Here is a 25,130-nt window from a genome sequence, read left to right on the forward strand (position 1 = left end):
CAGACAAACGAGGCGTACATGCTCACCATCGCCGTCCACCTGGCGAACACACCTCCCCAGCTCCTGCCGGCCCGCGAGCAGATGGCCTTCACCCTGGCCTCGCACATCCTGCTGGTGCCGTTCGGCGTCGCGCTGCCGTTCATCACGGTCCTGATGCACTACCGCGCGCTGCGCCGCAACGACCCCGTGGCCCTGCTCCTCGCCCGGCGGTGGTCCGCGGTGATGGCGGTGCAGTTCGCCATCGGCATCATCACCGGCACCGTCCTGTCCCTGGAGTTCGGCCTGCTGTGGCCGGGGATGATGGGGCGCTGGGGCGACGTCTTCGGCCTCGGCTTCGGCGTGGAGGCGTGGGCGTTCTTCCTGGAGGCCGTCCTGATCGCCGTGTACCTCTACGGCTGGCGCCGGCTCAAGCCGTGGACGCACTGGTGGCTGGCCGTGCCGCTGCCGTTGACCGCGGCGATGGGGGCGTTCGGCATCATCGCCGCGAACTCCTGGATGAACACCCCTCAGGGCTTCCGCCTGGACGCGCAGGGCAACCCCGTCGACGTCGACGTGCGGCAGGCGATCTTCACGCCGATGTTCGGCCCCCAGTACTGGCATTTCGTCGTCGCCATGTTTATGACGGCCGGTTACGTGGTCGCCGGTGTGTACGCGGTCGGCTGGCTGCGCGGACGGCGCGACCGCTACCACAAGCTCGGTTTCACCGTGCCGTTCACCGTCGCCGCGATCCTCACCCCCGTCCAGTTCTTCCTCGGTGACAACGCCGCGCGCGCCGTCTTCCACAAGCAGCCGGTCAAGTTCGCCGCCATGGAGATCGTCTGGAAGACCGACAGACACGTGCCCGAGTACATCTTCGGGCGGCTGCACGGGAACGGGACGATCTCCGGCGGGATCAAGATCCCGCAACTGGACTCCATCCTCGCCGGGTTCAAACCCAGCACCCAGGTGACCGGACTGACCGCCGTGCCCGCCTCGGACCGCCCCACGCCGACCGAGGCCACCATCGTGCACTGGGCCTTCGACATCATGGCCACGATCGGCAGCGTGTTGATCCTGCTCGCCCTCTGGTACGCCTGGATCTGGTGGCGGCACCGGGACCTGCCGCTGAACCGCTGGTTCTTCTCCTGCGCCGCGCTCGCGGGAGCCGCGTGCCTGATCACGGTGGAGTGCGGCTGGATCACCACCGAGGTCGGCCGCCAGCCGTGGATCGTCTACAACAACATGCGGGTGTCGGAGGCCGTCACCACCACCCACGCCGGCGGTATCTGGACGATGCTCGGCATCGTCGTCGTCCTCTACGTGACCGTGTTCTGGGCGTTCCTGGCCGTCGTGCTGAAGATGCGGACCCGCTGGCGCATCGCCGACGAGGGGGCGGCGGCGCGAGGGGCGCACGGTCCCGAGACCGACATCCCCTACGGGCCGAGACGGGAGCCCGCACCCGGTGAGGCCGGGGCGGCGGCCGGCGGCGGGTCCGGCACGACGTCCGGCGGTGCCCGATGATGGCCGACGTCATCGCCTGGCTGCTGGTGATCGTGATCGCGGCCTACGCCTGCGCCGGCGGCACCGACTACGGCGCGGGCTTCTGGGACCTGACGGCCGGCGGCGCCGAGCGCGGCAAACGCCCCCGCTGGCTGATCGACCACGCCATGGCACCGGTCTGGGAGGTCAACAACGTCTGGCTGATCTTCATCATGATCATCATGTGGACCGGCTTCCCCGTGATGTTCCAGGCCGTCTTCGAGGCGTTGTGGCTGCCCCTCGCCCTCGCGGCCGTCGGCCAGGTGCTCCGCGGGGCCGGATTCGCCCTGCGCAAGCCGAGCCGCCGGATCGCCCAACGGCGCGTCTACGGCGCGGTGTTCGCGATCTCGTCCCTCCTCACGCCGTTCTTCCTCGGATCGGTCCTGGGGGGTATCGCCTCCGGGCGGGTCGCGGTGGGCACCACGGCGTCCGCGGACGCCTGGGCCAACCCGACCTCGCTCATGGCCGGACTGCTGGCCATCGCCGCCACCGCCTTCCTCGGCGCGGTGTTCCTGTGCTCCGACGCCCGGCGGTTCGGGGCGGACGACCTCGTCGGCTACTTCCGGCTGCGGGCGTGGACCGCCTTCGCGGTCCTCGTCGTCCTCGCTCTCGTCGCCCTGCCGGTCACCCGGGACGACGCACGGTACGTCTGGGACGGCCTCACCAGCGGCCTCGGCCTGCTGACGGCGGTCCTGGCCGGGGTCTGCGGTCTGGCCGCGGTGCTCCTCCTGGCGCGGCGGATGTACGGCTGGTCCCGCTACTCGGCCGTGGCGACCGTCGCGCTGGCCGTCCTGGCCTGGGGCTTCGCCCAGCGGCCCTACCTCCTGCCGACCACGCTGACCGTGTCCGACGCCGCCGGGGCCGCGCACAGCCTGCGCTGGCTGGGGATCGTGACGCTCATCGCGATCGTGCTCGTCGGCCCGGCCCTGGTGCTGGTCTACCGGCTCGACACCAAGGGCCGGCTGGAGCCGCTCACCGACGCCGACACCTCGGCCGCCGGGATGCCGGGGGACAACCAGTAAATGCCGATCATCGATCTCGTACCCGGAGTCTGCTGATGGACCGCTACCCGCCGATCGCCGACCACGGCCTGGTGGGCGACCTCCAGACCGTCGCGCTCGTCTCCGCCAAGGGCGTGATGGACTGGTTCGCCGCGCCCAGGGTCGACTCGCCGAGCATCTTCGCCGCCCTGCTGGACCACGACCGCGGCGGTCACTTCCGCATCGCCCCCGACACCGAGGACGTGACCCACCGTCAGCTGTACTACCCGGACACCGCCGTCCTGGTCACCCGGTTCATGTCTCCCGAGGGCGTCGGTGAGCTGATCGACTGGATGCCGCCCGACACCTCCGCGACCCCCACCGACCGGCACACCGTGATCCGCGCGGTCCGCGTCGTCCGCGGCACCGTCACCTTCTCCCTCGCGTGCAACCCGCGCTTCGACTACGGCCGCGCGTCCCACGAACTCCACCTCGACGACGACCGGTACGCCGTCTTCCGGGCTCCCGGCATCGCCCTGCACCTGCGCACCACCTTCCCGCTGGAGCGCGCCGGCGACGACGTGGCCGGCACCGTCACGCTCAGCGCCGGACAGACGGCCGGTGCCGTGCTCACGGTCTGCGCCGCGGACGGAGCCGCGCCGCCGCCGACGAACGAGGAGCAGGTCACCGAGGGCCTCTGGGACGCCGTCAACTTCTGGCAGGAGTGGGTCCGCACCTCCAACTACCGCGGCCGCTGGCCCGACATGGTCCGCCGGTCCGCGATCACCCTCAAGCTGCTCACCTACGCCCCCACCGGCGCGCCGATCGCCGCCGCCACCATGGGACTGCCCGAGCAGGTGGGGGGCGAGCGCAACTGGGACTACCGCTTCACCTGGGTGCGGGACGCCTCGCTCTCGGTGCGCGCGCTGATCGACCTCGGTTTCCTGGAGGAGGCCGCCGCGTACACCCGCTGGCTGAGCGACCGGCTCCACGAGCGGCTCGAACTGCCCGGCGAGCGGCTGCAGATCATGTACCGGGTGGACGGCGACCCGGAGCTGACCGAGGAGATCCTGGAGCACTTCGAGGGGTACCGCGGCTCGTACCCCGTCCGCGCCGGCAACGCCGCCATGGACCAGCTGCAGCTCGACATCTACGGCGAGGCGCTGTACGCGCTCGCCGAGGGGCGCAACGTCGGCATCCAGCCCGGCTACCGGGGCTGGCAGGAGACGGCGCGGATGCTCGACTGGCTCAGCGACAACTGGGACCGGCCGGACGAGGGCATCTGGGAGACCCGCGGCGGACGCAAGGACTTCACCTACAGCCGGGTGATGACCTGGGTCGCGTTCGACCGGGGCATCCGGCTGGCCGAGCACTTCAGCCGCCCCGCCGACATCGTGCGCTGGCGCGACACCCGCGACGCGATCCTGGAACAGATCATGACCCGGGGCTGGAGCGAGAAGGAGAAGGCGCTCGTCCAGCACTACGACGGCGACGTCCTGGACGCCTCGCTGCTGCTGATCCCCCGGGTCGGCCTGCTCGGCCCGCGCGACCCGGCCTGGCTGTCCACCCTCGACGCGATGGACCGCAAACTCGTCTCCGACAGCCTGGTCTACCGCTACGACCCCGCCGCGTCGCCCGACGGACTGCGCGGCTCCGAGGGCACCTTCAGCCTGTGCACCTTCCTCCACGTCGACGCGCTCGCCCGCGCCGGACGGCTGCGGCAGGCACGCTACGCCTTCGAGAAGATGCTGACCTACGCCAACCACGTCGGCCTGTTCGCCGAGGAGATCGGCCCCTCCGGCGAGCAGCTCGGCAACTTCCCGCAGGCCTTCACCCACCTGTCCCTGATCATGGCGGCCACCACACTGGACAGCGTGCTGGACGCGAAGAAGGGTTCCTGAGTGGCCGCCGACCCGGTGACCGCGACGACGGGCGCCGAGTTCCGCGAGCTGTACCGGCGGCTGCGCCGCGACCGGCCGGACGGCGCCCTCGCGGAGCTCACCCCGCAGCGCGTGGCGGCCGCGGCCCGCGAGGTGCGGTCGGGGCTGCGGGTCTCGCTGGCGGCACCGGTGGAGACCGCCCCCGGGCCGGACAACCCCGAGCCCGCCGTCCACCGGATGACCGGCGCGGTGGCCGGCCACCTGCCCGCCGAGGGCCTGGACTTCGCCCGGGACCACATCGCCATGAACGTGCACGGCGACGCCGACAGCCATCTGGACGCGCTGTGCCACGTGGTCTACGACGGCACGCTCTACGGCGGTGTGGACGCGGACACCCTCACCACCGGCGGGGCCTGCGCTCTCTCGGTGGACCTGGTCCGGGACGGCATCGTCGGCCGGGGCGTCCTGCTGGACATCCCACGGCTGCGCGGGGTGCCCTGGCTGGAGCCGGGTGAACAGGTGGGCGCCGGGGAACTGGCCGAGGCCGAGGCCGCCCAAGGAGTCCGGGTCGGCCCGGGAGACCTGCTGTTCGTCCGGGTCGGACACCGTCTCCGCCGCGCCGAACACGGTCCCTGGGACGCGGCGGCCGCCCGCGCGGGACTCCATCCGGGCGCGATGGACTTCCTCGCCGAACGGCGTGTCGCGGCCCTCGGCAGCGACGGCAACAACGACACCGCGCCGTCCCGGACCGAGGGCGTGGCCTTCCCCGTCCACGTGCTCGCGGTCCACGCGATGGGCCTCCACCTGCTGGACTACCTGCAGTTCGAGGACCTCGTGCCGCACTGCGCGCGAGAGGGCCGCTGGTCCTTCCTGTGCGTGGTCGCGCCGCTCCGCCTGCCGCACGCCACCGGCTCCCCGGTCAACCCGATCGCCGTCCTCTGACGCCTGCTCAGCCCCCTTTCTCGACAGGCCGGGCGGAGGGGCACGCCCCGCTCCGGAGTGCCCGTACGGCCGGTACCGGATCAGCCCCGGCCGGACACCACGTTCTCCGGCGGCTCACCCGCCGCGTACCGCGCCGGCTGGGAGCGGACGAGCGCGAGCGCCGCCCGGCGAGGAACCCGGCGTCGACCAGGCCGCGGGTCTCCTCGGTGAGGGGCAGGGTCAGCACGACCGCGTCGGCCCGCGGCAGCTCCGCCAGTGCGTGCACCGGTCCGCGCGGAGCGGACCGGGCCGTGCGGAGCGGACCGGGCCATGCGGGCCACCCGCAGCACCTCGCACTCGAACGGGGCGAGGCGGGCCTCGACGGCGGCCCGATCGCCCGTAGCCCAGCACCAGGACCGCCGCGTCCGTACGGGTGTACGGGACGACGAAGAACTCGACGGCCTCCAGCACCGCGTCGGCCGGGGCGGGGCCACGGCCGTCCCGGACGACGGCCCGCCGGCCCTCGGGCAGCCCGCCGAGCTCGAACGGCTCGTACGGCAGCATCGCCCGCGCCCGGGCGGAATCGCCGGCCGCACCCGTCATGCGCACCTCCGTGCCTGGCCGGCCGGCCCCACCGCGTCGGTGCGTCCGGCGGCGGTCTCGGCTCCTTCGGACGACAGTGGATACGGGCCCATGTTCCCGCAGCCGACGCAGGGAGGCCTGTTCACCGTGGTCGAAGGAGTGCTCGGCGAGCGCGTGGTGATCGTGATGGGCGTGTCCGGGTGCGGCAAGACGAGCGTGGGCCGCCGGCTGGCACACCGGCTCGGTGTGCCGTTCGCCGACGCCGACGACCTCCACTCCGCCGCCAACCGCGCCAAGATGGCCTCGGGGCGCCCCCTCGACGACGCCGACCGCCGCCCCTGGCTGTCGGCCCTCGCCCGATGGATCCGCGCGGCCGCCGAACGGGGAGGCGGCGTCATGGCGTGTTCCGCGCTGCGGCGGGACTACCGCGACCGGCTGCGCCCGCCGGGCGCCGAGGTGTGGTTCCTGCACCTGTCGCTCGATCCCGCCGTGGCACGGGAGCGGATCTCCGCCCGGCGGGGGCACTTCATGCCGCCGGAGCTCCTCGACTCGCAGTACCGGCTCCTGGAGCCGCTCCAGAGGGGTGAGCCCGGTGCCACGGTGGACGCCTCCGGCGGCACGGAGGAGACCGTGGAGGCGGCGCTGCGCGCACTCGCCCGGCCCTCCCGCGGTCCGGCCCCACCGGGGCGCCGCCACCGTTCTTGAGATGCCGCCCGGTCCGGCCGGTTGTAGCTTGCTGAGGACGGGACTCGTCCTGCCGGGGCGGTGGTGCGGTGATGTCACCCCACCGCCACGGGCGCCGCGCGGGCGGACAGGGGACGCGGGACGAGCAACGACTCCAGATCGGAACCCTCCGTGGCAGGCGATCAGCACTACGACGTCGTCATCATCGGCACCGGTGCGGGTGGCGGCACCCTCGCCCACCGGCTGGCGCCCACCGGCAAGCGCGTCCTCATCCTCGAACGCGGTGACTACCTGCCCCGCGAGCGGGACAACTGGGACTCCACCGCGGTCTTCGTCAAGGGCAAGTACCGCGCCCCGGAGTACTGGTACGACAAGGACGGCAACGCCTTCCCGCCCGAGGTCAACTACTACGTCGGCGGGAACACCAAGTTCTACGGCGCCGCCCTGTTCCGCCTGCGCCCCGAGGACTTCGGCGAGCTGCGTCACCACGGCGGACTCTCCCCGGCGTGGCCGATCGACTACACCGACCTGGAGCCGTACTACTCCCAGGCCGAACAGCTCTACCGGGTCCACGGCCGTCACGGCGAGGACCCGACCGAGGGCCCGGCGAGCGCCCAGTACCCCTTCCCGCCCGTCGAGCACGAGCCGCGCATCCAGCAGCTCAGCGACGACCTCGAGAAGCACGGCCTGCACCCCTTCCACCTGCCGATCGGTGTCGACCTGACCCAGGACGACCAGGGCCGGGCGGTCCACGGCAGCGCCTGCATCCGCTGCGACCGGGTCGACGGCTTCCCCTGCCTGCTGGGCGCCAAGTCCGACGCGCAGGTGATCTGCGTCGATCCCGCCCTGGAGCACGACAACGTCACGATGATCACCCGTGCCGACGTGCGCCGGCTGGAGACCGACCCCACCGGCCGGACCGTCACCGGCGTGGTCGCCGAACTCGGCGACGGCACCACCGCCACCTTCGCCGCCGACGTGGTGGTGGTCGCCTGCGGCGCCGTCAACTCCGCCGTCCTGCTGCTGCGGTCGGCCAACGACCGGCACCCGGACGGACTGGCCAACAGCTCCGGCACGGTCGGCCGCCACTACATGCGGCACAACAACCTCGCCCTGATGGCCGTGTCGAAGGAACCGAACCCCACCCTGTTCCAGAAGACGCTCGCCCTGCACGACTGGTACCTCGGCGCCGACGACTGGGACTACCCGCTCGGCGGCATCCAGATGCTCGGCAAGTCCGACGCCGACCAGATCCACGGCGAGGCCCCGCGCTGGGCCGGCTCCGTCTCGCCCGACATGCCCTTCGAGGTGATCGCCCACCACGCCGTCGACTTCTGGCTCTGCGGCGAGGACCTCCCGGACCCGGACAACCGGGTGACCCTGGACTCCGACGGCAACGTCCACCTCGCCCTGGACGAGAAGAACAACATCGCCGGCCTCAAACGGCTGCGCCACAAACTCCAGGGCATGCTGGGCAGACTCGGCATGCACGAGCACCACCTGCTCTCGCACAGCATCTACCTGCACAAGGGCATGCCGATCGGCGCCACCGCCCACCAGGCGGGAACCGTCCGCTTCGGCACCGACCCGCAGGCGTCCGCCCTCGACGTCGACTGCCGGGCCCACGACGTCGACAACCTCTACGTCGTGGACACCTCGTTCTTCCCGAGCATCGGTGCCGTGAACCCGTCGCTCACGGCCATCGCCAACGCCCTCCGGGTGGGCGACCACCTCGCCGGCCGGCTGAGCTGACCGCCCGTACCCCACAGGAGAACCAGAGATGACGGCACGACCGATGGACGCGCTGGTGATCTTCGGCGCCACCGGCGACCTCGCCAAACTGGAGACCTTCCCCGCTCTCGTGGGACTGGTCGAACGCGGCGTCCTGGACGTCCCGGTCGTGGGCGTGGCCAAGGCCGGCTGGGGCCTGGAGCAGTTCCGCGCCTACGCGGAGGCCTCCCTCACCCTCAACGGCATGGACCCCAGGTCCCCCGCCGCGACCAAGATGCTCGGCCTGCTGCGCTACGTGGACGGCGACCTCGGCGACGACGCCACCTACAGCGCCATGTCCGAGGCGATGGGCCCCGGCGGGCGTGCCCTGTACTACCTCGAGGTCCCTCCACCGCTGTTCGGCCGGATCGCCCAGGGCATCGCCACCGCGGGCCGGGCCAAGGGCGCCCGCATCATGGTCGAGAAGCCCTTCGGCACCGACCTCGAGAGCGCCGGCGCCCTCAACGCCACCATGCACCAGTACTTCTCCGAGAACTCCATCTACCGCGTCGACCACTGGCTAGGGCTCGACCCCGTCGAGAACGTCCTGTTCGCGCGGTTCGCCAACTCCGTGATCGAGCCGCTGCTCAACCGCACCCACGTCGAGAGCATCCAGATCACGATGGCCGAGGCCTTCGACGTCTCCGACCGCGGCCGCTTCTACGACCGCACCGGCGCGATCCGCGACGTGATCCAGAACCACATGCTGCAGGTCCTCGCCACCGTCCTGGCCGACCCGCCCTCCGGACACGGCCTGAGCGCCTGGCGGGACTCCAAGGCGGTCACCGTCGCCTCCCTGCGCCCCCTCACCCCCGACCACATCGTGCGCGGGCAGTACGACGGGTACCGCGACGTGGACGGCGTGGACCCGAAGTCCACCGTGGAGACCTTCGCCGCGATCCGGCTCACCGCCGACTCCTGGCGCTGGGCCGACGTCCCGATCCTCATCCGCGCGGGGAAGTGCCTGCCGGTGACCGCCACCGAGGTCGCCATCCGCTTCCGCAGGGCCCCTCACGACGTGTTCGGGCTGCGGCCGGCACCCGCCACCAACATGCTCCGCTTCCGGATCTGGCCGGAGACCCAGGTGGCGCTCACCCTCGCCGGCAAGAAGCCCGGCGGCGGCTGGGAGGCCAACCACGAGGAACTCGCCCTCACCGAGGTGCCCGGTTCCGACATGCGCCCCTACGACCGGCTGATCGGCGCCGCCCTGGACGGGGACCGCTGGCTGTTCGCCAGGCAGGACACCGTCGAGGCGGCCTGGCGGATCGTCGACCCCGTCCTCGGCGACACCGTCCCCGTCCACCCGTACGCCCGCGGCACCTGGGGTCCCGAGGAGGCCGACGCCCTCCTCCCCGACGGCGACACCTGGCACGACCCCGCGGGCTGAGACGGCCCGCCGGCCGCCCGGCCCGCCCGGGCGGCCGCGGCGGGGCCGGCCTCCAACCGTCCCGCACACGACCGCGGGGGCTTCGGCAGGAGCGAGGACGCGATGGACCTGATCCACTTCCGGATGGTGACGCCGTCATCGCTCACCCAGCGGACGGTCGACCTGCTCTCCGCGGACGACCACGTCCTCAACCTCGTGGTCCTGCGGTCGGTGTCGAACGCGCCGGACGGCGACGCGCTGGAGTGCGACGTCGTGAAGGGCGCCGCGAACGAGGTGCTGGCCGGCCTGCGCGGGCTGGGGATCGACCGGTCGGGGTCCATAGCCGTCGACGACGTCGAGATGATGTTCTCGCGGCACGCGGAGCGGATCGAGGCCGACCAGCCCAGCATCCTCGTCCACACCCCGCTGTGGGCTGCGGTCGAGGCCCACATCCGGGCGGAGGGCACCTACCTGCCCTCCTTCTACCTGTTCCTGGTCATCGCCGGGCTCATCGGGGCCGTCGGCATCATGTCGAACTCCCAGATCCTCATCGTGGCCGCCATGGTGGTCGGCCCCGAGTACAACGCGATCGTCAGCATCGCCCTGGGGATCGACCGCGGCAACCGCCGCCGGGTCCGGGAGGGCGCGCGCGCACTGACCGTCGGGTTCTCACTGGCCATCGTCGTGACGCTGGGCTTCTCGGCGCTGTCACGGGCCTTCGGTTTCGAGTCCGACGCGTTCCAGCGGGGCCTGCGTCCCGTGTCCCAGCTCATCGACACGCCCAACTTCTTCTCCCTGGTCGTGGCCGCCCTCGCCGGCGTCGTGGGCATCGTCTCGCTCACCGAGGCACGCGCGAGCGCGCTCCTCGGCGTCTTCATCTCCGTGACCACGATTCCCGCCGCCTCGGACATCGCCGTCTCGATCGCCTTCGCCGACTGGTCCGAGGCCCGGGGATCGCTGTTCCAGCTCCTCCTGAACGTGGCCGTCCTCGTGGTCGTCGGCGTCCTCACCCTCCGCCTGCAGCGGCGCTTCTGGCGGCGCGCGGAGCGCCGGGCCGAGACACAGGGGGGCTGACCCGGCGGGGCGTCTTCGTCCGGGCCTCCCCGGACGGCGCACGCGGTCAGCCCCGGCCGTGCGCGCCGTCGGACCGTGCGGAAGCGTGCGGCGCGGGGCCGAGGAGCACGAGCGTGTCGTCGTCCGCCGGAGCGGCCTCCTGCACCTCGGTGACCGGTTCGAGCCGGCCGTCGGCCCGTACGACGAAGAGCAGTTCGTGGCCCGGCGGGAGCGGGTCGGAGGCCGGCCGCACGACGAAACGCGCGCCCCGCCCGTGGCGGTCCTCCAGCGCGCTCCGGACGAGACCGGGCCCGAAGAGGACACCGCCGCCGGTGTACGGGGCGACGATGCCCTCGCCGCCGGGCGCCGGGCCGACCCGGTACACCGGGCCGTCGATGCTGTCCTGCACGACCACCGAGGCGAGCGCGTTCAGGTCGTCGTCGTCCGTGAGCAGCAGCGCGGTCGTGACGCCCTCCAGACGCGCCTTGGGGTCGGTGGCCGTGGCCAGGAGTTCCCCCGCGGCCAGTTCGATCCCCGCGTCCCTGATCCGGTCCCGCTCCCGCGGGAGACCGGCCCACATGAGCACGTCCAGGCCGGCCGCGCCGAGCGACCGCGCGAGGTCGATCACCCACGGGGCGCCTCCCACCAGCAGGGGCCGCGAGCGTGCCGACCGGCCGACCCCCAGCCGCACCGCGACCGGCCTGGCGGTCAGCGCGTAGACCAGGACGGTTCCGACGATCACCAGGAACGTGATCGGCAGGATCTTGTCGGCGCCGGACAGGCCCTTGTCGACGAGCGACGCGGAGAACGTCGCGGCGGTGGAGGCGGCGACGATGCCCCGGGGCGCCATCCACCCGATGAAGGCCCGCTCCCCGGGGCCGACGTCCGTCCCCGCCGCCGAGACGAGGGACACCACCGGCCGCACCACCAGGACGAGCGCCACGACGAGCACCAGCGAGGGGAGCAGCACCGAGGCGACGGCCTTCGGCGCGACCGAGGCCGAGATGGAGATGAACAGGAGACCGATGACGAGCTGGACGACGGTCTCGAAGAAGGGGCGGCGCGCCGGCATGTCGAATCCGGGCAGGTTCGCCACGGCGATGCCGGTGACGATCGCCGCGATGAGCCCGGTGTCGTCCAGGACCATGTCGCAGCCCGCGGACACCGCGACGACGGTGGCCAGCTGCGCGAGCGTCCCGAGCGTCCCGCCGAGCCGCAGCCTGCGCAGCGTCAGCCACAGCAGGCCGACACCGGCCAGGCCACCGGTCAGCCCCACGGCCATGCTCCCGAAGAACATGCCGAACCGGAAGCCCTGTCTGTCCTGGGACCGGACGATGATGTGGAAGACGACCGCGCCGAGAATGCCCCCGAGGGGGTCGATGAGGGTCCCTTCCCAGGTCAGGATCCTCCGCACCCGGTCGACGGGCCTGGCGTGGTCGAGCAGCGGGCCGACGACGGTCGGTCCGGAGACGACGAGGATGACCCCGATCATGGCCGCCACGGCGAACGGGACGTCGAACAGCGCGGCGACCAGTCCCAGACAGGCTCCCGCGGTGACGGGGATCCCCAGCACGATCAGCCGCGCCACCACGCTCCGGGTCTCGCCCCTCATCTGCTGCGGATCGAGACCCAGCCCCGCGTCGTAGAGGATCACGGCCACGGCGAGCGACACCAGGGCCGTGAAGTCGGGCACCAGACGGTCGGGACGGACGACCTCGGTGAGCGCCCCGGCGGTGAATCCGACGGGCAGCAGCACGATCAGCGAAGGGACGTGCAGCCTGCTCGCCAGGATCTGCGAGCCCACCGCGAGCACGACGGTCAGACCGACGCCCAGCAGGATCTGATCCTCGGTCACGGCCTCCCCGCTCCCTCCGGACGCGAAGGAGGCTCCGGCCCGTTCCGGTCCCGCACGCCCATCGCGTTCCCGTCCTCCCGGCTCCCCGCACCGCAAGCGCCCCGGACGTCCGCCGCCGGCCTCCCGGGGTCCACGACCGTCTCCGACGCACCGCCGCCCCCGCGCGGGCGGACGGGAGTCACGTCCTTGGCCGACGACCCCACAACCGGCTGCCTCCTCACCTCGCGCACCCGGCCGCGTCCGGAAGCCCGGGCGCCAGGCAATCACCCCACGCGAAGGGCGGCACCTCGGAGGGACAGGTCTTGCGCCACCTGATCGACGACATTGCCCCGCCCGGGGGAGCGGCGCACGACGACGACCTCACCGGTCCCGTCCAGGCCGGTCTCGTCCGACCGGTCCGTCCGGTCGGTCCCGTTCGGCCAGTCCCATCCGGCTCCGTCTTCATCAGAACCGCCCACCCCGTGAACGACGACCTGACCGAGGTCGCGCCGGCCGTACGGGGACGGCGGCCTTGTCGCCACGCGGTCGGACACCCACCGCCCGCCGCGGAACCGCGCATGCCGTGTTCGATGTCCTGCTGTGTCGTGGACACAGTCAAGCCGAGATCCGACTCATGCCTCCCCCGGGCGGTTTCCGCACTGTTCGGAGCCGCCATGGGCTGCGTCGCCTGGTCACTGACCGTCTGGGCGCGCGCGTACTGCGACGCGGGGTTCGACGCCGGCGGACGCTTCGAACTCAACCTCCTGCTCCTTCCGGTCGTGGGAGCGGGGGCGTCCGCCGGGCTCGTGGCGCAGGCCGCCGGCCGACGCCTGGTCCTCCACGCGCCGACGGCGGTCCGCGTCCTGCTGCCGGCGCTGCTGGTGGCCGGTACGACGGTGGGGCTCGCCTGGTGGTTCTTCGCGACCCGGGGAACGCTGGACGGCTACCCCGGCGACTCCGGCCTCTGCCCCGCGAGCAATGTCCCGCCGCGGTGGCCCGACTGGATTCCCGCCTGATCGGCCACGACCGGCCTTCGAAGACAGCGACGTGAGGCCGCCCGACCGGTCGACACCCTGACCCGCCGCCGAACTGCCGGCGATGCCGGGCGTGGACGCCGGCCGACGCGCGCTCACCGGCCGGGTCAGTCGCCCGAGTGGCCCCAGAAGTGGATCTCCTGGGGGTTCCCCTCGTCGTCGTGCAGCACCGCGCATCGTCCGACCCACCGCGATCGGGGGAAGACGTCGAAGTCCTTGACGTGCGCACGGGTCAGTTCGCCGGTACCCAGCAACTCGCGTGCTTCCTCGGCCGTCACGGGCTTCACGGTGCTGTAGTCCGCGGGTTCGTCGGGTTCCAGGACGCGAAAGACGTCCAGGACCGAGTGCGTGCCGGTCTCCTGGACCAACTCGTCGTCCCACAGCTCCTTCAGCGACCGGGGCAGTGGTTCCCGCTCCTCCTCCGGCCGCCAGTCACCGCCGTTGACCCAGTAGTAGTCCCCGGCTTCGAACACCTCGTGCCGCAACTGCTGAAGTGCGGCGTTCAGATCCTCCTGGTACGGCACGTAGTAGTCCCACCCCGATGCCCCCATCAGTCCTCATCTCTCTTCCGTTCCTCCGGGACCGCAGAAGTTAGCGGTAGGGGCTGACAACCAACCCATCGGCTCGGGGAGTTCGGGTGCAAATCGACAACGTTTCCGTCATGAGCGTCCTCCAACCGTTCGGAGAAGCTGAGCCGGACACTACGTGAGGTCGAGGGAAGGGTCCTGAGCCGGAGCCGCCACGGAGCGAATGATCACGGCTCCGTGAGCTCCCGGCGAGTCGGGGCTTGTCTTTCGAGGGGACGACGTGCTCCCACAGGTGCGGCGTGCGTGATCGTTCAATGCCGCTTGAGTCCAACGTCGTTGAGGTCAGCCGGTGATGCCGGGCTGGATGCTCCGCTGACGCGGTACGAGGCCGCGTCGGGCGAACACGAGATTCAGTGGCCGTACTGAGCAGCCGGGACATCAGCTTGGGAAGCTGCGGGCACCGACGATCCGTTGTAGGCGCTGACCGGCTCGAACGGCCTGCTCGCGGACTCTGAGGGCGCGGCTGTTTGCACCGTGATTCCCCGCTGTTCCCCGCTCGATCTGGTGCGCTTGTGGTGCAGTCAATGTGGGCGGCGTTCCTGCAACCGGTGCGGCTGCGGGAGTCTCAGAGGTGTTCTTTGGCTGCTCGAACCAGTCGGCTGATGTCGTCACGGGTCCGCACCCTGGCATCGTCAAGTTCGGTTCTGCTGTCTGTCTTGGACAGAGCCGTAACGAATGCGAGCACGTCCTCCGCAGACTGACTCAACGTCTCGTAATCGGTGAGCATCTGCACGCGGAACAGCGCTTCTTGGGCGTTGGAGCGCAGGTCATAGGCGCGGATCCGCACCGTGTCCGGGTCCTCCGGTGGTGGCTGTTCGTGCTCGCAGAACCAGAGGTGCACTAGGCATCGGCGGTAGTCGACCAGTGCGCCGGCGTAGGCAGAGTAGGCATCGAGTCGTTCCTGCCGGAGCTTCTCGCGGCGGGTGAACTGGTGGCTTCTGTCGGTGGTGCGCTGCTGGAACGCCAGAGTGATTCCCGAACCGAGCAGCGTCCCTAGGACGGCTATGCCGCTGGCGATGATGGTCTCCACATCCCAAGCTGATCACGCCTCGCCGCCCTCCGCGGACCATAACCCAACTCCGATACCAACACGCTTTCTAACTCTGTTGGTGGGGCGTTGCGCCGCGTACGAGGGCGTTCACACGCGCCCCACAGCAACAACACGGGACACATCGCCAGACGCAACCTAGAAGCACCACCGGCGCCCCGCAATCAAGCGGAACGATGGCGGGCACCTCGGCACTACCCCGGCTCGCAACGACGTCCTCGACGGCATCCGATCCGTGTCGACCGCCCTCGAATCCGGGCTGATGCGTATCCACCGCCCATGCACCGGGCTGCTCGACGAGCTACCGGGCTACGCATGGGACCCCGCAGCATCCGACCGCGACGAGGACCAGCCGATCAAGCGTGACGACCACAGCGCCGACGCGCTGCGCTACGTCGTGCACTCCAATGCGCACGAGTGACGCCACCGGCTCACCACATCCACCGATGCCGGGGAACCGGGATAGTCCGCCCCGTCCGGGCCCTCCACAAGAGCACGGAGCAGTGGACCCAGCCGAACAGGGAGATCAGCCCAAACAGAATACCCAAGGCGCCAACGAGCGCAGCCGAGGGGAACGCGCGCAGATACCCCAGCGCCACGGCCAGATCCTCAACCAACAGCAACCACAAGTTCCAACGTCGCTTCCTGTGAACGACCCTGACATAGTCTTCAAACCTGCGCTGCTCTGCCGCCTCTTTGGCGGTCCCTTCATCGAGGATGCGCCGCTGACGTTCGCTCCAACGTCGTTGCGTCTCCACTGCCTCCGAGTCCACCGGCGCAGCGGGCGAAGTGAACACAACGTCGCCGTGAATAGCACCGGACTGCACGACGTGGCCCACGACGCTTCCACTCAACTCGTTGCGTATGGACGGCTGTTCGCTCATGAGGCGGAAGATACGCGCTTGACTCACAAGATCACCATCGAAGCGGCCGATGCCAATGCCCGCGAGCACACTTGGTGACCGCCCCCTTCGCCTTCCCGGAGAGCGGCGTACCGTGGCCGTCGTCGGCGTGGGCCCCGTACTGCCGCCAGGCTCAGGTCTGACCGAAAGGTGTCCCGAAGCTCAGCGAGCCCACGTTGCCAGCCTGAATCACTGGGCCGTGCTGTACGCCCCCACTGATCGTGTTATGGACATCCGCGACCTGTTGATCACCCTTTGGGGGCGCCAAATCATCAATGATTGACCGCAGTTCGGCAGCCGCGGCCGGATTTGCCAGCAAAGTGCGCCGCAATCGTGTACGCCACTCCGCCTGGACATCCAAGGCGGTCTGTTCGTCGCTGGCCTCCATTGCCGCCGCCAGTTCTCCGCGCGAGGTCTCCAGCTCCCCCTCGATCACGTCTTCCTCACCACCACCGCGACGCGAGAAGAACGACACCATCCGGTCACGAGCTTGTGCCCAGGAGTCCACCGCCATCTGCTGAACCAATGTCGTAGCGCCTGCGGCAGCAAGTGCCACCAACTCCGCTTCCATCGAACCACCTTTGCAGCATCTGAGGCCGCCACCGTACCCCCTGACACTCGACGACCACAGCGTCGACGCCCTGTGCTAGCCGTCCATTCGCTGCACACGATTGGCGCCACCTGCTCGCCCATCAGCATTCCGTCGTCGCCCTTGCGAACAACGAGGTGCTCAACGGCATCCGCAGCGTGTCGACCGCGCTCGGTTCGGGGCCGTTGCGCGTACATCGATCATGCCGGGGACTCCTCGACGAGCTGCCCGGTTACGCCTGGCCAGAAGAGACCACAGCACGCGGCGAGGACAAGCCGATCAAGTGCCACGACCGCTCCTGCGACGGGCTGCGGTACGTGATCCACTCGACTGCGCACGTGTGGCGCCAAGTGTCAGACGTACTGAAGGACAGCGGTTGATCAGCTGCTCAATCCGGGACTCAGCGGGAGCGTCGAAGAGCCAACCAGTGCTTCGCCAGGAAGCCGAAACCGATCACCACGTCGAACCACCCAATCGACGCCCACATCACTCGCGTGCTGTCGCCCCCGGATCCGTGACCACCGACAACCAGGAACAGGCCGAAAAGGATCCATACGACAGACCCGCAGATTCCACGACGCGCCTTCTTGAGGAATCTCTGTCTTTGAAACTGAGACTGGGCGTAGCGTGCTGCACGTGCTGCATCTTCGGCGTCCAGGATTCGTTTCGTGCGTGCCGACCAGCGAGCACGTAACTCTGCCTCCTCTGGGCTCGGCGTAGCAGGCAGGATCACATTGCCGTTGATGGATCCAGCCTGGACCACGGGCCCGTTGACATGGCCGCTCACGCCGTTACTTACGTTGTTGGTGACGTCCCGTCCCTCTCCCATGTTCCAGAAGGTACGGGAGGGCGCCACCACTCTCAATCGACTCATGTTGATCCATGCCTGGCTCGCTTGGTACGCGGAGAAGACCCCGGGCGGGTTGTTGTTCGTGGGCGAGCGGGGCAAGCCCGTCGTTCGACCTTCGGCCGGGAGTGGCGCAAGGTCCGTAGCGTGGTCGGACTGCCGGCCGATGTCCGGTTCTACGATCTTCGTCACACCGGACACACCCTGACCACCCGATTGGGCGCGACGCTCAAGGACACGGTGGTGCGTGTCGGCCAGTCCACGGATAGGGCCGCACATCTATCAGCACTCGGACTCCGAGCGCCAACGTGAGGTCGCTTCCGGGCTCGACTCCCTGATGCAGGCTGAACGGCGGAAGGCTGCGGCCAAGGCCGATGAACAGGCATCGGGCACGGATCGGGCACGAGACACCTAGACAGGTCTAGACAACAAACAGGCCCAAGCCGCTGACTTGGGCTTTCATTGTGAAGCAGGTGACGAGAATCGAACTCGCGCTCTGAGCTTGGGAAGCTGAGGGTATTTACGGCTTTCTCTCGGTCTGACCTGCGGCGGAGGGACACAGGCGCGCGGTAGACGGCCGCTGGGTTTCCCGCTGTTCCCCGTGGTTCCCCGCGCGATCTGGCGCGGGTCTGGCACGACCTCTTCGTCCCGAACTCTCGGCGGGGTGGTTACTGAGGTCTGTTGGGCTGGTTAATCGGCTGTAAACGGCTGTTGAGAGTCATCTGCGGTCGTTGGGGTTGCTGTACTTCCGTGCTGTACAGCTTCGGCTTTCTGACGAGCGCTGGCGAGGTTGTTGCGGCTGGTCAGGGTGTCGGGGTGGGCATCGCCCAGGACCTGCTCACATTGGGCGAGGGTGGCTTCCAGCAGGGGAATGGCCCGGCCCAGATCCCCCACCTCCTGGTAGGCGCTGGCGAGGTTGTTGCGGCTGGACAGGGTGTCGGGGTGGGCATCACCCAGGACCCGCTCACGCAGGGCGAGGGTGGCCTGGTGCAAAGGGATGGCCCGGCCCAGATCCCCTGCCACCTGGTAGGCGTAGGCGAGGTTGTTGCGGCTTTGCAAAGTGTCGGGGTGAGTGTCGCCCAGGACCTGCTCACGCTGGGCGAGGGTGGCTTCCAGCATGGGTATGGCCCGGCCCGGATCCCCCACCTCGTAGTAGGCGTAGGCGAGGTTGTTGCGGCTGGTCAGGGTGTCGGGGTGGGCATTGCCCAGGACCTGCTCACATTGGGCGAGGGTGGCTTCCAGCATGGGTATGGCCCGGCCCGGATCCCCCACCTCGTAGTAGGCGCTGGCGAGGTTGTTGCGGCTGGTCAGGGTGTCGGGGTGGGCATCGCCCAGGACCTGCTCACATTGGGCGAGGGTGGCTTCCAGCATGGGTATGGCCCGGCCCGGATCCCCCGCCACGTAGTAGGCGCTGGCGAGGTTGTTGCGGCTGGACAGGGTGTCGGGGTGGGCATCGCCCAGGACCTGCTCACATTGGGCGAGGGTGGCTTCCAGCAGGGGAATGGCCCGGCCCAGATCCCCCACCTCCTGGTAGGCGCTGGCGAGGTTGTTGCGGCTGGTCAGGGTGTCGGGGTGGGCATCACCCAGGACCTGCTCACGCTGGGCGAGGGTGGCTTCCAGCAGAGGGATGACCCGGCCCAGATCCCCCGCCGACTTGTAGGCGAGAGCGAGGTTGTTGCGGCTGGACAGGGTGTCGGGGTGGGCATTACCCAGGACCTGCTCACGCAGGGCGAGGGTGGCCTGGTGCAAAGGGATGGCCCGGCCCAGATCCCCCGCCACGTAGTAGGCGTAGGCGAGGTTGTTGCGGCTGGTCAGGGTGTCGGGGTGGGCATCACCCAGGACCTGCTCACGCTGGGCGAGGGTGGCTTCCAGCAGAGGGATGGCCCGGCCCAGATCCCCCGCCGACTTGTAGGCGAGAGCGAGGTTGTTGCGGCTGGACAGGGTGTCGGGGTGGACATCACCCAGGACCCGCTCACGCAGGGCGAGCGTGGCCTCTAGCAGAGGGATAGCACGGACTGTGTGGCCTTGTTGATGGAGCCGTCGCTCCGTGAACTCATACGCATAGGCAAGTGAGGCGTTGTGGTGTTGGGGCAGTCGGGTGGCTGCAAGGGTGACGAGGTGGGGTGTGAGGGTGTCCCACTGGTCTTCGGTGGGGGCGTCTTGGCCCGGTGGCGGGGTCAGGTTGTGGAGGACCGCTTGTTCGGCGCGGTCACGCCCTAACAGGTGCCGGGGCGGCTGGGTGTCGTCGGTGCTTTGCGGGGCGCGTAGGACAGTCTGGACCAGCCGGTGAACGCTCAGGGTGGTGCCGGTTTCGGTCACCATGCTGTACGCGGAAAGGGTTCCGACGGCTTCGGCGACATCGTCCGGATTGGCGGCAGCCGGGGTAAGCAGACTGTAGGGGATGCCATCGGGGGCCAGCCAAGCGGCGGTGTACAGCACCTCCACGGCTAGCGGATCGACTCTTTCTAGCGCATGGAGGGTGACGTTCCAAATGCGGGCGAGGGTACGTTCGCTACTGGTGCCGTGGGCGGTCTTGGCGAGTTTGGTGTGCAGACGGTGGCGGTAGGAGTCCGGGCTGATGCCGCGGTTCTGGGCCAGGTAAGCGCCGGCCTGTTTGATCGCCAGAGGGAAGTGCCCCAGCTCGGTAGCAAGGGACCGGGCTTCGGTCTGTTGCCGGGGCGTGGGGGTGGCCTCCTTGAACACAAGTCGGCACAGCAGGGCGGTGGCGTCGTCGGGGTCGAGGTTGCCCAGAGTCAGAGTGGGGGCGTTGTCGGGCCAGCCGGTGGTACGTCGGCTGGTGGCGAGGTGATGGCCCTGGTGGAGGGCTCCGGTGTAGGGGGTGAGGTCGTCGGGGTCCTCCACGTTGTCGTAGACCAGCAGCCAGCCCGGATGCCAGGCGAGCCACTGCATCGCCCACGCCACCTGCGCCCTGCGACTGGCTGTGGTGGCCCAACTCGGTACCAAAGTGTGGGTGAGGCTGGTGAGAGAGGTCTCGATCTCGTCGGGGGACGCGGCATTGATCCACCAGATCAGGGCATAGTCGCCGCGGTGGCGGTGCGCGTAGTGCAGGGCGAGCGTGCTCTTGCCGATCCCTCCCAGTCCGTGCACTGTCCCACTCAGGGCGATCGCACTTTCACGGCGGCTGGTCAGGATGCGCCGCAGCCAGCCCAGTTCTTTCTCTCGCCCCATGCAGAGGGCGGCGGGGGGCAGATTGGAAGTGCCCAGAGCCGCCGTGACCTTGCTTGGTGCGTGCAGTGCCTCGACTGGCAGTACATCGCCCGTGAAGGCGTTACCGATGCGCTGGGCGGCGATCGACCTTGGTCCGGCCGCCTCGATCTCCAGCCGAGACCGATCCTCGTCCGTACTCACGGCCGCGGCGCGGTGTGACCGTCACCGGTGATGGCAGTACCGATGTGCTGAGCGGCGATCGACCGTTCACCGGAGGCCGTGACATTGACCGTGCCTGGCACAGGAGCAGGCAGTACAGCAGCTAGTTCCTCTCGGAGTGCGGGATCGTCCTGCAATGCCTGCCTGAGCAGCCTGCTCAATACGGCTGTGGAGTAAGCATCATCCTGTTCGTCGGCGGCCTCACCCACCACCCGTTCCAGCTCCGCCCGGCCCGTTTCGTCCCGGCGCCGCCAGACCAGTTGAAGAACCCGTTGCCCGAGACCGGCCGTGGCGTCGGCAGCAGCATCCTGTGCACGGGTAAGCACCGCTGCCCCGTACGTCCCCACCGCAGCCGTCACGGCCGGCCCGGCCTGCCCAACCAACTGCACGATCTCAGCATCCACTTGATCCCCAAACCTACGCGGCTCCGAAAGAACTCAGCGTAGAAACAAAGCCTGGTCCGTGAGGCTAAAACGCCCGAATCGTCTGAAGCAGTCCCCGCGAACACGTTGCCAGCTACCGACCCGAGCATGACTACACCGGAGAGGGCAGACCGCAGCCTTGTAAGGGCGGACGTAGTCGTCAGCCTGTCCGTCCAGGTCACTACGGCTGTAGCGGCGGCCTGGGTGAACGACGCATCTCGACTGCGGCGACCCGTCGTTGACCGTGGTTGACCGCACGATGTGGCACGGCTGTGGCACGCATGCCCTGGGACGCTGCGCCACATGGCGAGAAGCGCCCCATCTTGCCTGACGGCTAGCCCCTGGGGGAAACCCGTTGGGTCGGGAGGCTGTGACCTGGGGTTCTGCCGCTGATCTTTGCGACCCACCTGTCACTGTCGGTCGTCACCGGTGGTCCTCGGCGACCTTCGGACGGCCCAGGGACGGCCCAGCCCTGGCGCACTCGACTGATGGGACCTTCGACAGCCCCGTCCGAACCTCAGCCGCCGACAATCAGCCACGACGGCGGGTGCGCCGACGGAGCACGCACGTGTATGCCCCGCTCTGCCTCCACGGGCCCGAGCCACGCGACCCTCAGTACCTTGCCTCAGCAGCCGACTTCGGAAACGCGGTGCGCGCAGTGCTCAACCCCTCCCCGCGGCGGCGTCTCTCGCGGCGTCGCAGCGGCCAGTAGGGTCTGCTGCACGATCGGGTGACATCTGAACTGGCTTGCCCTGTGGGGCGGGTGGGAAGGATGTCGCTGTGCCCAAGCCTTATCCCGAAGAGTTCCGTGAGGACGTCGTGCGGGTCGCGAGGAACCGTGGCCCGGGGGTGACGGTGGAGCAGGTGGCCAAGGACTTCGGTGTCCATCCGATGACGTTGTGGAAATGGATGCGCCGGGCGGACATCGATGACGGGGCCAAGCCCGGGGTGAGCAGCCAGGAGAGCGCGGAACTGCGGGAAGCACGTCGGCGGATCAAGCTGCTGGAGCAGGAGAACGAGGTCCTGCGCCGGGCGGCGGCCTGTCTGTCGCAGGCGCATCTGCCGGGAAAAGGATCTACCCGCTCGTGAAGGAGCTGGCCGTGGACGGGGTGCCCGTCACGGTGACGTGCCGGGTGCTCAAGCTCGCCAGACAGCCCTACTACCGCTGGCTCGACAAGCCCGTGACCGACGCCGTGCTGGAGCAGGCGTACCGGGCGAACGCGCTGTTCGACGCCCACCGCGAGGATCCCGAGTTCGGCTACCGCTTCCTGGCCGATGAAGCCCGCAGCTCGGGGGCCGCGATGGCCGACCGGACCGCATGGCGGATCTGCCGGGACAACCACTGGTGGAGTGTGTTCGGCAAGAAGCGCGGCAGGACCAAGAAGGCCGGCCCGCCGGTGCACGACGACCTGGTCCGCCGCGACTTCACCGCCGACGGCCCGAACCGACTATGGCTCGCCGACATCACCGAACACGCCACCAACGAAGGGAAGTTGTACCTCTGCGCGATCAAGGACGTCTTCAGCAACAGGATCGTGGGCTACTCCATCGACACGCGGATGAAGTCCCGCCTGGCCGTGACCGCCCTGGACAACGCCGCGGCCCGGCGGGAACACGTCGACGGATGCATCCTGCACAGCGACCGCGGATCGCAGTTCCGGTCCCGGAAATTCGTGCGCGCGCTCGGCCGCCACCGGATGGCTGGCTCGATAGGGAGAGTCGGGGCAGCCGGCGACAACGCGGCCATGGAGTCCTTCTTCAGCCTGCTGCAGAAGAACGTCCTGGACCGCCGGAGCTGGACCACCCGCGAGGAACTGCGGATCGCGATTGTGACCTGGATCGAGCGGACCTACCACCGACGTCGCAGACAAGCCGCACTCGGCCGGCTGACCCCCGTCGAATTCGAGACCGTCATGACCACACCGGCCTTCCAGGCCGCGTGATCAAACCTGTCACCCGAACCTGCATCAGACCCTACTGACCACTGCCGCATCGGGCATGGCTATGGCGCGGTGACCTCTTCGTCCCGAAGCAAGTTGGGCAGGGCCCCATGCTTGGGCTGGCTCGGCTCTTACCTGCGCTGATAGTCCGCACTCGTCCGCCGCTGTCTGTCGGCGTTGTCACGCAGTTAGACACTCACTGGGCGTCACTTGGCTCCGTCACCAACCCCCGCCGAACAGGGGCTGCAACGTGGCCGCCAGGCCTGATGTGATCGCCAGGATTCCGCCGACGCTGGCGAGGGTGGTGGTCGCGTTCTGGAACAACTCCTGCCGAAGCCGTGCCCAACGCGCACTCCAGAAGAGCATCTTGAGCTTCTGCCACTTGTGTTGGCGAAGGTGGCAACCCATGAGAGCCCCGTAGCTGTTATTACGGCATGAGCTGGTGCGGCCCTCTGCTCCGCACCAGACGGGCACGTTGAAGAAGAAGTAGAAGGCGCTGACCCCGGACAGGACGATGAGCGCGACTGGTCCGAAGTCGAAGGTCAACCAGCCGGCAATGAGTACCGCGAAGACGATCCAACCCCAGTACTTCCCGAATCCCTTCATGCGAGGTCATCGTTCATTGCCGTCCGGGATGCTGGGGTGGCGCGACCGGGGGCGCACGGAAGCACACAGGCGGCGCTGGCGGCTCAGCTCTCAGCTTGGGAAGCTGAGGTGATCTGAGGCTTGCTCCGAGGCTCACCTGCTGCTGAGCGGTATAGGTGCTTGGTGCGAGGCCATTTGATTCCCCGGTGTTCCTCGTGGTTCCCGCACGATCTGGCACGGGCCTGGCACGGCCTCTTCGCTTGCGGTCGGCCGGCGCGAGGTGTCGGGTCCGCCGCGATCGCGGCGGACCCGACACCTTTACCGTCGCAGTCGTTACCGCCGGCTCGGCGCCCACCAGCCCGCCGGCACCGCGGACATCACTTCACCACGACGTTGTCCCCGGGCGACGTCGACGGCCCGGTGGTGGTGTTGCCGTAGTACACCCAGCGCCACGTACCCGTCTTGGAGGCCTTCACGGTCGTCCTGAGATCACCCGAGCCGTTCGCGTACACCTTCTTCACCGTGGTGTAGGAGGCGGTGCCGGCAGGCTTGAACTGCAGGCTCACCAGACGGTCTCCGTAGGAGGCGTACTTCCTGGTCTCCCAGTTGGCCCGCGTGACCTTTCCGGTCACGGTGATGGTCCTGTCCTTGGACACCGGTTCGGGCGATGCGTTGACGGTCAGGCGGGAGTTGCGCTTGACGTGGACCGTCAGCCCCTTGTCGTCGGTGTCACCGCCGCCGCCCTCGAAGTACACCTCGGCCCCGACCTTCCAGGCCCCGGCCTCGCTGTTACGCATGTCCCACACGCTCGGGTCGAAGTACATCGTCTCGTTGAAGTCGCAGACGCCCGAGCTCACCTTGATGCAGTCGCTCGTCTCGACGGCGTGCCACAGCCGATCACCCGCACCACCGCGGTACAGGAACACCGCCGGCCACTTCCACTTGTGAGTGGTCGTCATCCTGAAGGAGGCGGGCACCGCGACCTCGTTCGACACCCCGATCACAATCGACTTGCCGCCGTTCACCTGGACGCGGGAGAACGAGACCCCACCCTCGGCCGCCCCGGCCGGCGCCGCGGCCACGGCCGTGAACACCGCCGCCGCACCACCGGCCACGACGACTCTCCAGACCTGATTCCCCACCTGATCCCCGATCTCTTTACGGAAAGGCACCGAAGGCACATCCCTCCAGCGCCTTACAG

21 protein-coding genes, 1 tRNA gene and 2 pseudogenes are annotated in these 25,130 nt (G+C 69.3%); 12 read left to right on the forward strand and 12 right to left on the reverse strand.

What is annotated here, in order from left to right; all coding sequences use genetic code 11:
* Positions 1-18: 18 nt before the first annotated feature.
* The 4 genes from ACICHK_RS31215 to ACICHK_RS31230 are packed head-to-tail and all read left to right on the forward strand — an operon-like array spanning position 19 to position 5,320.
* Entirely contained in the window at positions 19-1,500 is a 1,482-nt protein-coding gene (locus ACICHK_RS31215; protein ID WP_406839490.1) for a cytochrome ubiquinol oxidase subunit I, read from the forward strand.
* Positions 1,497-2,540, forward strand: coding sequence for a cytochrome d ubiquinol oxidase subunit II (locus ACICHK_RS31220; protein ID WP_406839491.1), 1,044 nt, complete (start codon positions 1,497-1,499; stop codon positions 2,538-2,540). Before ACICHK_RS31215 ends, ACICHK_RS31220 begins: the two co-directional genes overlap by 4 nt.
* A gap of 35 nt (positions 2,541-2,575) precedes the next feature.
* Positions 2,576-4,399 (forward strand): glycoside hydrolase family 15 protein, encoded by a 1,824-nt coding sequence (locus ACICHK_RS31225; RefSeq protein ID WP_406839492.1) that lies wholly within the window; start codon positions 2,576-2,578, stop codon positions 4,397-4,399.
* Positions 4,400-5,320 (forward strand): cyclase family protein, encoded by a 921-nt coding sequence (locus ACICHK_RS31230; protein WP_406839493.1) that lies wholly within the window; start codon positions 4,400-4,402, stop codon positions 5,318-5,320.
* Positions 5,321-5,486: 166 nt separating this feature from the next.
* Here the strand turns inward: ACICHK_RS31230 and ACICHK_RS31235 are convergent.
* A pseudogene (locus ACICHK_RS31235) lies at positions 5,487-5,725 on the reverse strand (NAD(P)-dependent oxidoreductase); the annotation flags it as partial.
* Positions 5,726-6,067: 342 nt separating this feature from the next.
* On the opposite strand from ACICHK_RS31235, the gene ACICHK_RS31240 reads away from it, so the two are divergent.
* From ACICHK_RS31240 to ACICHK_RS31255, 4 genes are all read left to right on the forward strand, one after another.
* The gene (locus tag ACICHK_RS31240; protein WP_406841359.1) at positions 6,068-6,586 is read left to right on the forward strand and encodes a gluconokinase; all 519 of its coding nucleotides are present in this window, start codon (positions 6,068-6,070) and stop codon (positions 6,584-6,586) included.
* Between the two features lie 150 nt (positions 6,587-6,736).
* A complete protein-coding gene (locus ACICHK_RS31245; protein WP_406839494.1) occupies positions 6,737-8,317 on the forward strand; it encodes a GMC oxidoreductase in 1,581 nt (526 codons plus the stop codon).
* Positions 8,318-8,345: 28 nt separating this feature from the next.
* The gene (gene zwf / locus ACICHK_RS31250; RefSeq protein ID WP_406839495.1) at positions 8,346-9,722 is read left to right on the forward strand and encodes a glucose-6-phosphate dehydrogenase; all 1,377 of its coding nucleotides are present in this window, start codon (positions 8,346-8,348) and stop codon (positions 9,720-9,722) included.
* Between the two features lie 102 nt (positions 9,723-9,824).
* Entirely contained in the window at positions 9,825-10,775 is a 951-nt protein-coding gene (locus ACICHK_RS31255; RefSeq protein WP_406839496.1) for a DUF389 domain-containing protein, read from the forward strand.
* Positions 10,776-10,821: 46 nt separating this feature from the next.
* On the opposite strand, the gene ACICHK_RS31260 is transcribed toward ACICHK_RS31255, so the two are convergent.
* Positions 10,822-12,609: a cation:proton antiporter gene (locus ACICHK_RS31260; protein ID WP_406839497.1), complete on the reverse strand. Its 1,788-nt coding sequence runs from the start codon at positions 12,607-12,609 to the stop codon at positions 10,822-10,824.
* A 653-nt stretch (positions 12,610-13,262) separates the two neighbouring features.
* Between ACICHK_RS31260 and ACICHK_RS31265 the strand changes: the two genes are divergently transcribed.
* Positions 13,263-13,604: a hypothetical protein gene (locus ACICHK_RS31265; protein WP_406839498.1), complete on the forward strand. Its 342-nt coding sequence runs from the start codon at positions 13,263-13,265 to the stop codon at positions 13,602-13,604.
* Positions 13,605-13,729: 125 nt separating this feature from the next.
* Here ACICHK_RS31265 and ACICHK_RS31270 read toward each other — a convergent pair whose 3' ends face one another.
* Positions 13,730-14,173 carry a hypothetical protein gene (locus tag ACICHK_RS31270; RefSeq protein ID WP_406839499.1) on the reverse strand — a complete coding sequence of 148 codons (444 nt, stop codon included), beginning with the start codon at positions 14,171-14,173 and terminating at the stop codon, positions 13,730-13,732.
* Between the two features lie 601 nt (positions 14,174-14,774).
* Complete coding sequence (locus tag ACICHK_RS31275; RefSeq protein ID WP_406839500.1) at positions 14,775-15,239, reverse strand: hypothetical protein; 465 nt, start codon at positions 15,237-15,239, stop codon at positions 14,775-14,777.
* A gap of 253 nt (positions 15,240-15,492) precedes the next feature.
* Between ACICHK_RS31275 and ACICHK_RS31280 the strand changes: the two genes are divergently transcribed.
* Positions 15,493-15,678: a hypothetical protein gene (locus ACICHK_RS31280; RefSeq protein WP_406839501.1), complete on the forward strand. Its 186-nt coding sequence runs from the start codon at positions 15,493-15,495 to the stop codon at positions 15,676-15,678.
* A 10-nt stretch (positions 15,679-15,688) separates the two neighbouring features.
* On the opposite strand, the gene ACICHK_RS31285 is transcribed toward ACICHK_RS31280, so the two are convergent.
* The 3 genes from ACICHK_RS31285 to ACICHK_RS31295 all read right to left on the reverse strand — a co-directional run bounded on the left by ACICHK_RS31285 (position 15,689) and on the right by ACICHK_RS31295 (position 17,577).
* A complete protein-coding gene (locus ACICHK_RS31285; protein ID WP_406839502.1) occupies positions 15,689-16,141 on the reverse strand; it encodes a hypothetical protein in 453 nt (150 codons plus the stop codon).
* 151 nt (positions 16,142-16,292) lie between these two features.
* A complete protein-coding gene (locus ACICHK_RS31290) occupies positions 16,293-16,730 on the reverse strand; it encodes a hypothetical protein (RefSeq protein ID WP_406839503.1) in 438 nt (145 codons plus the stop codon).
* A gap of 418 nt (positions 16,731-17,148) precedes the next feature.
* Positions 17,149-17,577, reverse strand: coding sequence for a hypothetical protein (locus tag ACICHK_RS31295; protein ID WP_406839504.1), 429 nt, complete (start codon positions 17,575-17,577; stop codon positions 17,149-17,151).
* Positions 17,578-17,638: 61 nt separating this feature from the next.
* Between ACICHK_RS31295 and ACICHK_RS31300 the strand changes: the two are divergent.
* Positions 17,639-18,010 (forward strand): annotated as a pseudogene (locus ACICHK_RS31300) (site-specific integrase); the annotation flags it as partial.
* Between the two features lie 53 nt (positions 18,011-18,063).
* Here the strand turns inward: ACICHK_RS31300 and ACICHK_RS31305 are convergent.
* The 3 genes from ACICHK_RS31305 to ACICHK_RS31315 form a co-directional block, all read right to left on the reverse strand.
* A tRNA-Ser gene (locus ACICHK_RS31305) sits at positions 18,064-18,142 on the reverse strand.
* A gap of 143 nt (positions 18,143-18,285) precedes the next feature.
* A complete protein-coding gene (locus tag ACICHK_RS31310) occupies positions 18,286-20,964 on the reverse strand; it encodes a tetratricopeptide repeat protein (RefSeq protein ID WP_406839505.1) in 2,679 nt (892 codons plus the stop codon).
* A complete protein-coding gene (locus ACICHK_RS31315) occupies positions 20,961-21,386 on the reverse strand; it encodes a hypothetical protein (protein ID WP_406839506.1) in 426 nt (141 codons plus the stop codon). Before ACICHK_RS31315 ends, ACICHK_RS31310 begins: the two co-directional genes overlap by 4 nt.
* A 798-nt stretch (positions 21,387-22,184) precedes the next feature.
* Between ACICHK_RS31315 and ACICHK_RS31320 the strand changes: the two genes are divergently transcribed.
* A protein-coding gene (locus tag ACICHK_RS31320) for an IS3 family transposase (protein ID WP_406838891.1) occupies positions 22,185-23,347 on the forward strand; the annotation gives its coding sequence in 2 pieces (ribosomal slippage) (positions 22,185-22,469 and positions 22,472-23,347; 1,161 coding nt in all).
* 216 nt (positions 23,348-23,563) lie between these two features.
* Here ACICHK_RS31320 and ACICHK_RS31325 read toward each other — a convergent pair.
* Both ACICHK_RS31325 and ACICHK_RS31330 read right to left on the reverse strand, forming a co-directional pair.
* Positions 23,564-23,950, reverse strand: a complete 387-nt coding sequence (locus tag ACICHK_RS31325; protein ID WP_356803852.1) for a hypothetical protein — start codon at positions 23,948-23,950, stop codon at positions 23,564-23,566.
* Between the two features lie 356 nt (positions 23,951-24,306).
* A complete protein-coding gene (locus tag ACICHK_RS31330) occupies positions 24,307-25,071 on the reverse strand; it encodes a hypothetical protein (RefSeq protein ID WP_406839507.1) in 765 nt (254 codons plus the stop codon).
* Between the last annotated feature and the right edge of the window lie 59 nt (positions 25,072-25,130).

This window comes from Streptomyces sp. AHU1, assembly GCF_045343905.1.
In the GTDB taxonomy this organism is placed as follows: domain Bacteria; phylum Actinomycetota; class Actinomycetes; order Streptomycetales; family Streptomycetaceae; genus Streptomyces; species Streptomyces triticiradicis.